9 protein-coding genes are annotated in these 14,116 nt (G+C 38.9%); 5 read left to right on the plus strand and 4 right to left on the minus strand.

Going from position 1 to position 14,116, the window contains the following annotated elements; all coding sequences use genetic code 11:
• Positions 1–10 precede the first annotated feature (10 nt).
• Positions 11–2,311, minus strand: coding sequence for a beta-N-acetylhexosaminidase (locus FJ651_RS02860; RefSeq protein WP_140988884.1), 2,301 nt, complete (start codon positions 2,309–2,311; stop codon positions 11–13).
• 19 nt (positions 2,312–2,330) lie between these two features.
• The gene (locus tag FJ651_RS02865; RefSeq protein ID WP_140988885.1) at positions 2,331–2,957 is read right to left on the minus strand and encodes a putative polyvalent protein kinase domain-containing protein; all 627 of its coding nucleotides are present in this window, start codon (positions 2,955–2,957) and stop codon (positions 2,331–2,333) included.
• A 139-nt stretch (positions 2,958–3,096) separates the two neighbouring features.
• Here FJ651_RS02865 and FJ651_RS02870 point away from each other — a divergent pair, with 139 nt between their 5' ends.
• The 3 genes from FJ651_RS02870 to FJ651_RS02880 are packed head-to-tail and all read left to right on the plus strand — an operon-like array spanning position 3,097 to position 8,368.
• Positions 3,097–6,048 (plus strand): GH92 family glycosyl hydrolase, encoded by a 2,952-nt coding sequence (locus tag FJ651_RS02870; RefSeq protein ID WP_140988886.1) that lies wholly within the window; start codon positions 3,097–3,099, stop codon positions 6,046–6,048.
• A 5-nt stretch (positions 6,049–6,053) separates the two neighbouring features.
• The gene (locus tag FJ651_RS02875) at positions 6,054–7,364 is read left to right on the plus strand and encodes a sugar MFS transporter (protein ID WP_140988887.1); all 1,311 of its coding nucleotides are present in this window, start codon (positions 6,054–6,056) and stop codon (positions 7,362–7,364) included.
• Positions 7,361–8,368 (plus strand): isoaspartyl peptidase/L-asparaginase family protein, encoded by a 1,008-nt coding sequence (locus FJ651_RS02880; RefSeq protein WP_140988888.1) that lies wholly within the window; start codon positions 7,361–7,363, stop codon positions 8,366–8,368. The genes FJ651_RS02875 and FJ651_RS02880 overlap by 4 nt, the downstream gene beginning before the upstream one ends.
• A 51-nt stretch (positions 8,369–8,419) precedes the next feature.
• Here the strand turns inward: FJ651_RS02880 and FJ651_RS02885 are convergent, their stop codons facing one another.
• Entirely contained in the window at positions 8,420–9,829 is a 1,410-nt protein-coding gene (locus FJ651_RS02885; RefSeq protein WP_140988889.1) for an aldehyde dehydrogenase family protein, read from the minus strand.
• Positions 9,830–10,070: 241 nt separating this feature from the next.
• On the opposite strand from FJ651_RS02885, the gene FJ651_RS02890 reads away from it, so the two are divergent.
• Positions 10,071–10,346, plus strand: coding sequence for a hypothetical protein (locus FJ651_RS02890; protein ID WP_140988890.1), 276 nt, complete (start codon positions 10,071–10,073; stop codon positions 10,344–10,346).
• A 167-nt stretch (positions 10,347–10,513) separates the two neighbouring features.
• Here FJ651_RS02890 and cphA read toward each other — a convergent pair whose 3' ends face one another.
• On the minus strand, positions 10,514–13,147 hold the full coding sequence (gene cphA / locus FJ651_RS02895; protein WP_140988891.1) for a cyanophycin synthetase: 2,634 nt from the start codon (positions 13,145–13,147) through the stop codon (positions 10,514–10,516).
• A 95-nt stretch (positions 13,148–13,242) separates the two neighbouring features.
• On the opposite strand from cphA, the gene FJ651_RS02900 reads away from it, so the two are divergent.
• Positions 13,243–14,112, plus strand: coding sequence for a cyanophycinase (locus FJ651_RS02900; protein ID WP_140988892.1), 870 nt, complete (start codon positions 13,243–13,245; stop codon positions 14,110–14,112).
• Positions 14,113–14,116: the final 4 nt, after the last annotated feature.

Genomic DNA, 14,116 nt, shown 5'->3' on the forward strand with positions numbered 1-14,116 from the left:
AATCTTCAATTTATTCAACGACAATCTCATCAACAAACAACCAGGCCTTATGGCCGGCACCTTGCGCACCATCGGGAATGACACCGTAATTTTTGATGTTAATATGAATGTATCTCGCATCTAAATTTTCAACACGAACTTCTAAATTTTTTAAATTTTTCCCACCATCATCCAAAGTAGCATTATTCTTTGTCAAATTATTTCTTTCACTATCTAAAACTGCAACTTCAATAATTGACGGTGCGTAAATCCATTGCCCTATGGCGTCATAAAATCTGGTTGAAATCTTGTTTATTTGAGTAGTTGTGCCTAAATCAATCAGGATTTCCAAATCATCGCCCCAAAACCCCAGCCACTCCTTATCACCATAACGTTTGTCACTACCTTGTATGCCATTAATCAAACCGGCCGCGCCACTGCCGCTGTAAACCTTGCTTGGCTCTACACTCAGTTCAATTTTTTTGCCCACGGCCTTATGTATTTCAATTGTTTCCTCAAAAATGGAACTTATTTGCTTTCCGTTTTCATCAAAAACTGCTGCCTTTATTAGAAGGTCTTCAGAGACAGAGAGTGCCTTTTCATACTTGTAAGATTTTAAATTGGGCTCGCTGCCGTCTGTGGTATAAAAAATGGGGTTGGAGTTACTTTCCGATTTTAATTGAAAGAAAATACCATTTTCATTGGATTGAATTGTTCCTTTTATTTCATACAAATGATTGGCAACATTTACGTTAAGCATATCCATCCGCTTTTGGAAATGCTCCAACCGCTTCACAAAATCTTCGTAATTTCTATGTTCTTCTGAAGTCCACAAGACTTCACTTAACGCTATTGCCCGTGGAAACGCCATATATTCCACTTGCTTCTCATCCCTCATATATTCTGTCCAGAGGTTGCCTTGCGCGCCTAATACAAATTGGGATTCTTCGGCGGTTAAACCTTCAGGAATCGGATTAAAATGATAGACTTTTTCTAAAGGTAAAAATCCGCCAATGGCCAGTGGTTCGGTGTCATTTTCGCTTTGGTAATAATCAAAATAACAATGCGAAGTAGGTGTCATAATTACCTTGTGCCCTTGTTTGGCAGCAGCCACAGCACCTTCAACACCACGCCAGGACATCACGGTGGCATTGGGTGCCAGACCACCTTCCAAAATTTCGTCCCAACCGATGATTTGTCGACCTTTGCTATTGAGATATTTTTCCATTCGCGTGATGAAATAGCTTTGAAGTTCGTGCTCGTCTTTTAGCCCTTCTTTTTTAATGAGTGCCTGACAACTTTCGCAATTTTCCCATCGGGTTTTGGGTGCTTCGTCACCACCGATATGAATGTACTCACTAGGGAAAAGCTCCAGAACTTCATCCAGAATGTCTTCCAAAAAAGCGAATGTTTCTTCCTTAGGGCAATAAATATCCTCAAAAACACCCCAAAATTTTGCCACTCCGGGGTTTTCACCTGTACATCCCAAATTCGGATAAGCGGCAATGGCTGCCTGTGAATGTCCGGGCATTTCAATTTCCGGAATTACGGTAATATGTCTTGCCGAAGCATATGCAACGATTTCTTTGACCTCTTCTTGGGTGTAATAACCACCATAACGTTTTCCGTCAAATTGGTGTGGCATATCGTTGTAATGACCAATGAGCGTCTCGTCGCGCCAGGCGGCAACCTCTTGTAATTTTGGATATTTTTTAATCTCGATGCGCCAGCCTTGGTCTTCGGTTAAGTGCCAGTGAAAAGTATTCATCTTAAGCAGTGCCAGCATATCGATGTATTTCTTGATAAACGCTACCGGAAAGAAATGGCGACCCACATCCAGATGCATACCGCGATAAACAAATTGTGGTGCGTCTTCTATCTCTTGGGCTTGCAGGTGAATTTGATTGTCTTCAAAAGTTTGACTCTCAAATGCCGGTGGTAAAAGTTGTCTTAAAGTTTGAACGGCATAAAAAGCGCCTATGTCGGTTTGGGCTGAAATGATGATATCATTTTCTGAGATTTTTAAATGATATCCTTCTTTTTCAATTGTACTATCAAATTGAAAGCTGATTTTAGATTCGGATTTATCTTTATTAAGACGAATACTACTGCCGTTTTCTATAAAGTTTTTGAGAAATGACGAAGAAAGTTTAAAATATTCATCCGCAATGAGTTGAGTGTTGGAAGAAATTGTAAAATAACCCAATTGAATAATTTGTGCTTGTGGATTGGGAATAATAACTGAATCGAGTGGTTGATCAGCGTTTTTAGTACAACCAAATACGCAAAATACAATTACACCTAATAATTTTAATACATTACATCTTATCATATATTGAATTTGTATTTCATTATAACATCCAAAAGTCATCGGTTAAATAAAATACCGTATCTACAAAATAAAGAACGTCATTCTTTGTAAGTACATTTTCATCGTGTAAATCCTCTAAGATAATTCCAAGCTCATCGTTATAATAGTCGTTATTCCTCGTGTTTATAAAACCGTTTGCAGCCATAAATTCTTTTACTCTATTTAAGTCTGTTTGCTGTGTTATTTGCACGTAAGCTTGTTTTAAAACCGCATACAATACGTCTTTTTGATTAGTAAAACCAAGTAATTCATAAGCCGTGTCAGGAAAAAAATAATTATGTAATAAAAGGTTATGAAAATAATCCAGCCATGAAAGATAATAAATAGAATCGTTTAATTTTAAAACGTATTGCGAATTCTTTAAGTACACGCGCTGCTCGGCACCTTCGCTAATATATTGTGAATAATCTACATCTTGAAACCAATATTTTTGAGATTCAATGTAGTGTATTAAGCGCTCTGTTTCTTGTTTTTTGAAGTGCTTAGTGTTCTTAATTTCTTTGCTTGGCTTCGTGCCATCTGCAAGGTAACCGGTGATTGCTTGGATAGTAGCTCCAAACCTAACTTGGCTCTTTCCTGAAAGGACATTGTATAATTCATTTTTCATAAATGATTTAAACAAATATACAACAAAGAATGGAACTGTTAAAGACAGAATCTTTATGAAAAAGGCCTAAACAAATTTCTCAAACCTTCAATCGCATTTTTAGTATATTAGTTGCCATAAATGTACCAATCAAAATCGAATGCAAGCAAAATTCATCCTTCTTTTTATTCTTTCTTTGTTTTTTATTAATTGTTCGCAAAACAATCAAATAGCGCCCGCAACCAAAGACGCGCTATTAATATCTTACGTTAACCCAATGATTGGCACCGACGGTACCGGACATACATTTCCGGGAGCAACACTGCCTTTTGGCATGATGCAACTAAGTCCTGATACCCGTGTAGATGGCAGCTGGGAAGGATGCAGCGGTTACCATTACAGCGATGACTATATTTATGGATTCTCTCATACACACCTCAGCGGCACAGGTGTTTCAGATTATGGCGATGTGCTATTAATGCCAAGTAACGTAATCGAGTTTAATAATGGTTTTGATGGCAAAAAAGGCTACCGAAAACCCTTTTCTCATGAAAACGAAACCGCTTCAACAGGTTACTATTCGGTGGTTTTAGACTCCATTAATGTGAATGTAGAACTCACTGTTTCCTACCGAAGCGGTATTCATAAATACCAATTTCCTGATGCTGAAAATCAATTCCTAATTCTGGACTTAGAGCACAGAGACATGCTGTTGGATCACAAAATTCAACAAATTGATGATGTCTCGGTTAGCGGATACAGGTTTTCGAAGGCTTGGGCAGAAGATCAACGACTGTTTTATTACATCACTTTTTCCCATCCAATTGAAAACATTACTTATCAAATTGAAAACGCGCAATCTCAAAAAAACTACAAATTTGAAAGTTCTAAAGCGGCCATTAAATTTAACAATCCCAACAATGAACCCGTTTTGATGAAAATTGGTATTAGCGCTGTTGATGAAAATGGTGCTAAAAATAATTTATTGAGTGAAATTGGCAATAAAACATTTGAACAAGTTAAAACCGAAGCTGAAGCCATTTGGGAGCAACAACTTGAAAAAATCATTATTGAAACACCAAACGACGACTACAAAACTGTATTTTACACCGCCATGTACCACGCCATGATCGCGCCAAACATCTATCAGGATGTTGACGGCCGATACCGTGGAATGGATTTAGAAATTCATCAAACCAACGATTTTGATTACTACACTGTTTTCTCTCTTTGGGATACTTACCGCGCAGCACATCCGCTGTACACTATTATTGAACAAGAACGCACCAAAGATTTTATTCAAACCTTTTTAGCAAAATACGACGAAGGTGGCATCATGCCCATTTGGGATTTGGCGGGCAATTATACCGGATGTATGATTGGTTACCACGCCGTGCCCGTAATTGCGGATGCTTACTTAAAAGGCATAGATGGATTTGATTCCGACAAAGCACTTGAAGCGATGCAGCACAGCGCTATGCAAGATCACCTCGGACTTGAATCTTACAAAAAATTTGGGTTTATTCCATTAGAGGAAGAAAGTGAATCGGTTTCTAAAACTTTGGAATATGCTTACGATGATTGGACCATTGCCATGATGGCCAAAGATATGGGCAGAAATGATATTTATGAATCATTTTTAAAGCGCGCCCAAAATTATAAAAACGTGTTTGACCCCGAAACACAATTTATGTGTGCCCGATTTAGAAATACCTGGTTTTCGCCATTTGACCCATACGAAGTAAATTCAAACTACACCGAAGCCAACGCCTGGCAGTACAGTTTATATACGCCTCAGGATTTTTCCGGGCTGATGAAATTAATGGGCGGAAAGGAAAAACTTGAAAAACACTTAGACGAGCTTTTTACAGCAGAGGCTGAAACTTCGGGAAGGCATCAGGTTGATATCACGGGACTTATTGGTCAATACGCACACGGAAACGAGCCGAGTCACCATATGGCATACATTTACAACTTTGTTAATAAGCCGCACAAAACTCAGGAGCGCGTGAGACAAATCCTTACTGAACAATATCAAAATCATCCTGACGGTATTTCGGGAAATGAAGACTGCGGCCAAATGAGCGCCTGGTATATTTTTAGTTCATTAGGCTTTTATCCGGTAACACCGGGCAGCAACCAGTATATTATTGGCGCACCATTATTTGATAAAGCCACCATTAATCTTGAAAACGGAAAAACCTTTACCATTTTAGCTGAAAACAACAGTCCTGAAAACCGTTATATAGCTTCGGTAAAACTTAATGGTAAATCGCACCCCAAGTCTTATATCAATCACGATGACATTGTTAATGGAGGAACGCTCATTTTCACAATGACCAACCAGCCCACCAACTGGGGTACTAGTGATGAAGCCATCCCTGTGAGTGAAATTTTAGAACACCTCATCATACCTTCACCTTTTATTAAAAGTGGCGATGTTGCTTTTAAAGATGACACCGAAGTTGTACTCGAATGTGCTGAAAAAGATGCTACCATTTTTTTTAGAATAAACGATAAAGATTTTGAACCATATCATGCTCCAATCAACATTTCCGAAGATACCCAACTCACGGTTTACAGCGAAAAAAATGGTGTGAAAAGTGCCGAAGTTGGTACCAAATTTTACAAAATGGATTCTGATTTAAGTATTGAATTAGGTACTGCCTATGCCAACCAATACAATGGTGGTGGACCAAACGCCTTGATCGACGGTTTGCGCGGCACTAAAGATTTTAGAACCGGTGCCTGGCAAGGCTATCAGGATACTGATTTAATAGCCACACTCAATCGAGGCGGTAAAAAGCCCTTAAACTCGGTAAGCATTAACTTTTTGGTAGACCAACGCAGCTGGATTTTTTATCCTACTGAAGTAAGTTTATACATTTCAGAAAACGGAAAAGATTTCACCTTAAAAGACACTAAAACCTTTAATGCAGAAGTTCCAATCTCTCAAACCGAAATTGCAAACATTAAATTTAATTTAGACAGTCAACCGGTGCAGTATTTAAAAATTATAGCTAAAAATTTTGGAGACTTACCAGATTGGCATTTGGGTGCACCTTTTAATGGAAAAGCTTGGTTATTTGCAGACGAAATTGTTTTAAAATAAAACCGATGAGCCAGAAACCTAACTACCAATCTTCATTTATTTTATTAACCGTTTTATTTTTTCTTTGGGGATTTATTACGGTGTTGGTTGATTCTTTAATACCGCGTTTGCGCGAACTTTTTACCCTAACTTATTTTCAGGCCGGTTTGGTTCAATTTGCCTTTTTTGGCGCTTATTTTTTACTGTCAATTCCTGCAGGTTATTTATTGTCAAAAATTGGATACAAGCGAGGAATTGTTTTTGGTCTTTTAACTATGGCAATTGGATGTTTATTATTTTACCCTGCGGCATCTTTGAGGATATTTGGCGTTTTTATGCTGGCATATTTTACACTTGCTGCCGGAATGACCATTTTACAAGTAGCAGCCAATCCGTTTGTTTCTGTATTAGGCAGCGAGGATGGTGCATCCAGCAGGCTCAACCTTTCACAGGCTTTTAATAGTTTAGGAACCGCCATTGCACCGGCTATTGGCGCTTTATTTATTTTAAGCGATGCCATAAAAACCGAAGCAGAAATTGCAGCGCTCAATAATATAGATAGAGAACAATATCTGTTAAACGAAGCTTCGGCAGTACAAATGCCATTTATAGCATTGGCCGTTTTTATTGCATTTATAGCATTGGTTTTTGTATTTGCAAAATTGCCTTCCATTATCAATGAAAAATCAACCGGTACTTATTGGCAGGCACTTTCAAATAAAAAATTAGTTCTAGGAGTTCTTGGCATTTTCTTCTATGTAGGCGCCGAAGTGGCTATTGGCAGTTACTTAGTCAATTATTTTTTAGACTTGAATTTGGTTGACCTTATCAAAAATAATAGTCTAATGACTTCTATTTCAGAGAAATTACTCAACGCAGAACTCTCAAGTAAAGACGGAAAAGCCATTGTAGGCGTATTTGTCACCTTTTACTGGAGTGGTGCTATGATTGGAAGATTTATAGGCTCGTACCTCACCAAAATTTTTAATCCAGGAAAGATATTGGGCATTTTTGCCAGCTTAGCCGTTACCATGATTGTCATTTCAATAAATAGCGTAGGTTTACTGAGTATGTGGAGCATTTTGGCAGTTGGCTTGTTCAACTCCATTATGTTTCCAACTATTTTTACCTTGTCACTGGATGGTTTGGGTGAACTAAAACCAAAGGCTTCAGGGTTACTTTGTACTGCCATCGTTGGTGGTGCTGTTATTCCGCCACTCTTTGGAAAATTAACCGATTTATTTGGATTTCAAATGGCACTTATTTTAGTAGTGGCTTGCTATTGCTACATCATCTATTTTGGATACCTTAACTTAAAGAAAACACAACAGACATGAAACGCCGAAAATTCTTAAAAAACGCCTCATTATCTACTGCAGCAATAGCGATAGCACCCACCATTTTAAGTTGCAAAGACAATGTGAAAGAATCCGATACTCAAGCTATCGCAACTATTGATACAGCTAATAACATTCCTCTGGTAATTGCTACATGGGATGTAAAAGAAGCTACGGCGAAAGCATGGGAAGTTATCAATAACGGTGGCAACGCCTTAGATGCCGTTGAACAAGGCTGTATGGTTGAAGAAGCCAACGATAAAGGTCAGAGTGTTGGTAAAGGCGGTTTGCCCGACAGAGATGGTAACGTTACACTAGATGCCTGCATTATGGATAAAAACGGTAATTGCGGTGCGGTAGTTTATTTACAGAATATTACTCACGCTGTGTCGGTAGCACGAAAGGTCATGGAAGAAACACCACATGTTATGTTAGCTGGTGATGGTGCCAGACAATTCGCCATTTCTCAAGGTTTTCAACCCGAAGATTTACTCACCGATGCTTCCAAAAAAGCCTGGGAAAACTGGAAACTCACCTCAGAATACAAACCCATCATTAATATTGAAAATCACGATACCATTGGCATGTTGGCTATTGATAAAAATGGCGATATTTCAGGCGCTTGCACCACCAGTGGTCTGGCTTATAAAATGGCAGGACGCGTAGGTGATAGTCCGATTATTGGCTCTGGTTTGTTTATTGATAATGAAATTGGCGGTTGCGTGGCTACCGGATTAGGCGAAGAAGTTGTAAAAACAGTTGGCAGTTTTTTAGTGGTTGAGCTCATGCGACAAGGAAAATCTCCACAAGAAGCCTGCGAAGAAGCCATCAGCAGAATTGTTAACAAACCCAATAGCGACTATAAAAACTTTCAAGTGGGTTACATTGCCGTTAATAAAAAAGGTGAAACAGGCAGTTATGCCATTCACGAGTATTTTAGCATGACTAAGTACCAAAATGAGGTGAATGAAAACATTCAGGCTGATTTTATCATTAAAGGGTAAATGCGGTGGTAGATTTATGACGCACGACTTACGACGTAGGACAAATTTCTTCTAAAACCACCTGACGGTTAAAGCTGCAATTTTCTCCTTAATTGAGGTATATGGAGGCGTTACATATTCTGAAATTCCTTTAAAATGCTGTTTCATAAAGGCGCGTTCATTACTAAAAGCTTTAAATCCATAATATCCATGACTTTTGCCAATGCCACTGTTATTACTGCCACCAAATGGTAAATGGTGGTTGTTAAATTGGATGAGGTTATTATTGATCACGGTAGTACCGGCTCTTGTATTATTTGAAATAGTCTTAATAAAAGATTTTTTATCACTAAAAATATACACAGCTAACGGCTTGTGATTGGCGTTAATATGATGCAGAATATCTTCAGTATTTCTAAAATTTACAATTGGTAATATTGGACCAAAAATTTCTTCTTGCAAAATACGCATCTCATTATTACAGTTGGTGATGATGGTTGGCTGAATATAGTTTTCAGATTCAATTATATTTCCGCCATAAGCAACCGTTGCGCCTTTAGCAACGGCATCATCAATTAAACTTTTTAATCTATTAAGATGATGTTGATTCACAATTCTACCATAAGAATTTGATGTCTCGGGGAGTTGTGAATAATAGAATTCAATTGACTTGATACAATGATCGATAAATACATCTTGCGAAGTTTTATCGATTAACACATAATCAGGCGCAATACAGGTTTGTCCGCAATTTACCAGTTTACCCCAAATTAGTCGTCTGGCCGTTGTTTTTAGATTGGCCGATTGATCAATGATGGCGGGCGATTTACCTCCAAGTTCTAAGGTAACAGAACTTAAATGCGCTGCTGCTGCCTTCATTACAATTTTTCCTACTGCCGGCGAACCCGTAAAGAATATATGATTAAAAGGTAAATTCAATAAATGCTGAGCGGTTTCAACCTCACCTTCTACTAAGGCTACTTCGGTTTCATCAAATAAATCTTGCACCATAGTTTTCATCAATGCTGAAGTATGAGGCGTCATTTCAGATGGTTTTAGAATAACGGTGTTGCCTGCTGCAATAGCAGAAACCAAAGGACCAAAAGTTAAGTTCAACGGAAAATTCCAGGGTGAAATAATCAAACAAACTCCTTTTGGCTCATATTTTATGTAAGAGCTGGCGCCAAATAACGACAATGGCGTTGGCACCTTTTGGTTTTTTACCCAATGCCACAAATGTCTTTTAACATGTTTTATTTCGCTGATAATTGGATAAATCTCGGTAAGGTCTGTTTCGGTGATTGACTTGTTAAGGTCTTTTTTTAGCGCTACATGAATTTGACTGCGATAGGTTACCTCTAAAGCTGCCTTTAATCGATTCAGTTTTTGTAATCTGGCTTTAACTGTTGTATTTCCAACTTCAAATTGATAGGCTTGTTGCTTCTGAAATAGCGTTAAATATGGGTTTTCTACAATATTCATTCTTTTTTGTTTAAAATTAACGGATTTACTGCACATTTCAGGGTTGAATAACCTAATATTTCGTTAACTAATTGATTTTCAATAAATATTTTTCATCTATTTTGAAATTTGTGCATTTCGTCGATGTTTTTTGTTTTGGGGTTCATTTCATCTAATTATAGGCGCATTGGTCTAAAATATTCAAGTTGAACCTAACTACCGCCTTTTATTTGCAGTGTATTTAAACGAAAGCGTTAAACAAATGAAAAATTTATTAATAATAGCAGTTTTAATTTTAATGCCGGCCTTAGGGTTTGCGCAAAGTACTGTTACTACGAATGACGCTATCGAACAAGTTGCCAAGGAAGAAGTTTCTAAAACTACTATTGAAAGCCCATCTGTAAAAGAAACCAAATTGAACAATCAATTAAAATTGCAGTTAATTGAATTGAATCAAAAAAAGAGCAACGACATCATCAGTATTAAAGCCTACAGAAAGAGCCTTCAAATCAAAACTAAGGAAGTTAAGCTTTGCTAATCTCGGTTTACTTAAACAAACTTCATTAATCTTTACAAATTATTATTCGCGCTAGGGATAGCAGCGAAAATCCTTTTTTGAGGTACGAGAAAAAGATTGCAGCGTATAGCCCGACTCTCCCCAAGTAAACTTGGGGAGGGTAGCTCCCAAATCATCAAACCACTTGGCTAAACCAAACTTTCGCCACGCATTTCTTTTTCTTTTAAAGACTTCACCAAATCCAGCGCATCAGGAATCACATCGCTGCACAACACTATAAGCGATCCGTTTTTGGCATTCTTTACAGCGTGAATAATAGCTTCCTTTTCTGAAGGGATGATGGTAGTTTGTTTACCCGGCATTTTGGATTTGATGCCATCGTCTAACATTTTGATAAGTTCGGCTTCAGATCTGCCTCTCAAGTTTTTGTCCTGCCTAATAATAATTTCATCAAACATTTCAGCAGCTATGGCACCAATGGCATTGGTATCTTCTTCACGTCTATCGCCTACGCCTGCTATAATGCCTACTTTGTGCGTACACTCAAAGGTGTCGGTAAAATTCTTTAAGGCATACATACCCGCCGCGTTATGGGCGTAATCTAAAAGAATACTAAAGTTTTTAAACTCAAATAAATTAAGTCTTCCAGGGGTTTGAGAAGCCGACGGGATAAAAGTGTCTAATCCGGCTTTGATATCTTCTATGGAAATACCTTGCACATGCGCCGCTAAAATAGCCGGCAGCACATTTTGAATCATAAAAGTGGCTTTACCTCCAAAGGTTAGTGGAATTTGCTCTGCTTTCATCACACGCATTTTCCACTCGCCACGACAAATAGTAACATAGCCGTTTTCATAAATGGCGGTAATACCATTAAGCCGCTGCATAGCCTTGATTCTTGGGTTATTTTCATCCATAGAAAACAGTGCGACATTGCAATTGACGGTTCGGCGCATTTCATAAACCAAATCGTCGTCGGCATTTAAGATAGCGTAGCCGCTGGGTAGTACGGTTTCAGGAATCACACCTTTTACCTTGGCCAATTGTTCGATGGTATGGATGCCTTTTAAGCCCAGGTGGTCTGCCGCCACATTGGTTACAATACCAACATCGCATTTTTTAAATCCAAGTCCGGCTCTTAACAATCCACCACGAGCACATTCCAACACGGCAAAATTTACAGTTGGGTCTTTCAGCACAAATTCGGTACTTGCCGGTCCGGTGCAATCGCCTTTCATTAATAATCGGTTTTGAATGTACACACCGTCGCTAGTGGTGTAACCAACTCTGTAGCCATTCATTTTTACGATGTGCGCTATAAGTCTGGTGGTAGTAGTTTTTCCATTAGTACCGGTAATGGCGATAATGGGAATACGTCCGGTATTTCCTTTTGGGAACAATTTATCAATTACCGGAGCCGCTACATTTCTTGGTAATCCGGAGGTTGGTGCTAAGTGCATTCTAAATCCGGGTCCTGCATTGACCTCAAGAACAGCACCCCCTGTTTCAGATAATGGTTTGGTGATATCGGTGGTCATCACATCAATACCACAAATGTCGAGATCGATAATTTTTGAAATCCGTTCGGCCATTGAGATATTGGCAGGATGCAAAATATCGGTTACATCTTCCGCTGTGCCTCCTGTACTTAAGTTGGCGGTATCTTTTAAAATAAGTCTTTCGCCTTTTGGTAAAATGCTATCAAGAGTGTATCCGGCATCTTTTATGATGGTTTTAGTGAGTTCATTCACCGTAATTTGCGTGAGTACATTTTCGTGACCATAACCGCGTCTTGGGTCTTTATTAACCTCGTTAATAAGTTGTTGCACCGATAAAATACCATTTCCAATAACATGTGCGGGAGTTCGTTTGGCGGCCGCCACCAGTTTATTGTTGATGACTAATAACCTGTAATCTTCTCCGGTCACAAATTTTTCAACGATGATGGTTCCACTTCGCGAACTCTCTTTGGCATTTCTGAAAGCCACCAAAGCATCGTCGTAATTTTGAATATTAACTGTGATACCGCGACCGTGATTGCCATCTACGGGTTTTATCACCAACGGAAAACCTACATGCTTACAAGTTTCAGCCAAGCTGCTTTCTCTTCTGATGATATCGCCGCGCGGTACTTCAACTTCGGCTTGTTCCAATAAATATTTTGTGTCTTCCTTATTACAGGCCAGTTCAACCCCAATGCTACTGGTTTCGCTGGTAACGGTGGCTTGAATGCGTTTTTGATTGGCACCGTAACCCAGCTGACACAGCGAATATTTATTTAACCTTATCCATGGAATACCGCGCGCTTCGGCTTCTTCAATAATAGAACCGGTACTTGGACCCAAACGATCGGCTTCACGCAATTCTCTCATGGTTTGAATATCTTCTGATAAATCGTAAGGCTCGTCGTTGATTAAAGCCTCACAAATTCTAACAGCTACTTTAGCGGCATATCTGCCAACAGACTCTTCCATATAGGCAAACACAACGTTATAAACCCCTTTTTCGCCATATCCACGCGTACGACCAAAGCCAACATCCATTCCTGCAAGGGTTTGTATTTCTAAAGCGATGTGCTCAATAATATGGCCCATCCAGGTTCCTTCATCAACCCGTTGAAAAAATCCGCCGGGTGTTCCAACAGAACATCGATGCTCATACATTGAAGGAAACATGGCTGCCAAACGTTCTTTAAATCCTGGAATGGTATTAGAAGGACGCTCTTCCATCTCTTCCAAATCCAACACCATAACAATAAGTTTATGTCTTCTAATAGACCAATAATTGGGGCCGCGCATGGCGTTGATTTCTCTTATTCTCATAAGTTTTGGAATTGAAAGGTTGATTGGAGTTAAATATAAAATAAATTTTAATTAATTAAGCTTAATTTTGCGGCATAAAATATTGACAATTAAAAATGAGCATCCGTAACCCAAAAGGTATTCTGATTCCCATAGGCGGCAACGAAGACAAAGGCATAGAAAAACACGAAATTTACACTTTAGAATTTATTGAAGAAGGCATACTTGCCCATGTTTTAAAAGCTGCGGGCGGAAAAGATGCCTGTGTAGTGGTGATACCAACTGCCAGTAGCATTCCGGTAGAGGTTGGTGAAAACTACATACAAGCCTTTTCAACTTTAGGATGTAAAAATGTACACATTTTAGACATCAGATCTCGTGAAGACAGTGAAACTCCAGAAGCTATTGCCTTAATAAAAAAAGCCAACTGTGTGATGTTTTCCGGTGGTGATCAATCCAGAATCATCAAATTTATTGAGAACTCAACCATTCATGACATCATGGTGGAACGATTTATAAAAGAGTCAAATTTCGTGATTTCTGGAACCAGCGCCGGCGCTATGGCCATGTCTTTTGAGATGATTGCCGGTGGCAACCCAAAAGATGGTTTTACCAAAGGCGCTACCATTATGCGAAAAGGTTTAGGCCTGTTACCCGAAGTTGTGATTGACACCCATTTTATAAGACGCGGACGTTTTGGACGTACCGCCGAAGCTGTTGCTAAATTCCCCAATTTATTAGGTATTGGCCTGGCTGAAGATACCGGACTTATCATTAAAAACGCCAACGAATGTACCGTTATTGGCTCGGGTATGGTGATTATTTTTGACGGCAGCACGTTGGCTCACAACAATGAAAAGATTCTGGAAGATGGCACGCCGATGACCATGACCAATCTAACTGTGCATGTGCTGTCTAATGGTGATCAGTATAATATTAAAGAACGACAGGTAAAAGTGTTGCCGCTTGAGGCGCCGTTTATTTAAAACA

Source organism: Paucihalobacter ruber, assembly GCF_006494535.1.
GTDB classification, from domain to species: Bacteria; Bacteroidota; Bacteroidia; order Flavobacteriales; family Flavobacteriaceae; genus Paucihalobacter; species Paucihalobacter ruber.

What these genes read in the sequence shown, in the direction of transcription:
- FJ651_RS02860 (WP_140988884.1), bottom strand. Translation starts at nt 2,311, where the DNA reads ATGATAAGATGTAATGTATTAAAATTATTAGGTGTAATTGTATTTTGC.
- FJ651_RS02865 (WP_140988885.1), bottom strand. Translation starts at nt 2,957, where the DNA reads ATGAAAAATGAATTATACAATGTCCTTTCAGGAAAGAGCCAAGTTAGG.
- FJ651_RS02870 (WP_140988886.1), top strand. Translation starts at nt 3,097, where the DNA reads ATGCAAGCAAAATTCATCCTTCTTTTTATTCTTTCTTTGTTTTTTATT.
- FJ651_RS02875 (WP_140988887.1), top strand. Translation starts at nt 6,054, where the DNA reads ATGAGCCAGAAACCTAACTACCAATCTTCATTTATTTTATTAACCGTT.
- FJ651_RS02880 (WP_140988888.1), top strand. Translation starts at nt 7,361, where the DNA reads ATGAAACGCCGAAAATTCTTAAAAAACGCCTCATTATCTACTGCAGCA.
- FJ651_RS02885 (WP_140988889.1), bottom strand. Translation starts at nt 9,829, where the DNA reads ATGAATATTGTAGAAAACCCATATTTAACGCTATTTCAGAAGCAACAA.
- FJ651_RS02890 (WP_140988890.1), top strand. Translation starts at nt 10,071, where the DNA reads ATGAAAAATTTATTAATAATAGCAGTTTTAATTTTAATGCCGGCCTTA.
- cphA (WP_140988891.1), bottom strand. Translation starts at nt 13,147, where the DNA reads ATGAGAATAAGAGAAATCAACGCCATGCGCGGCCCCAATTATTGGTCT.
- FJ651_RS02900 (WP_140988892.1), top strand. Translation starts at nt 13,243, where the DNA reads ATGAGCATCCGTAACCCAAAAGGTATTCTGATTCCCATAGGCGGCAAC.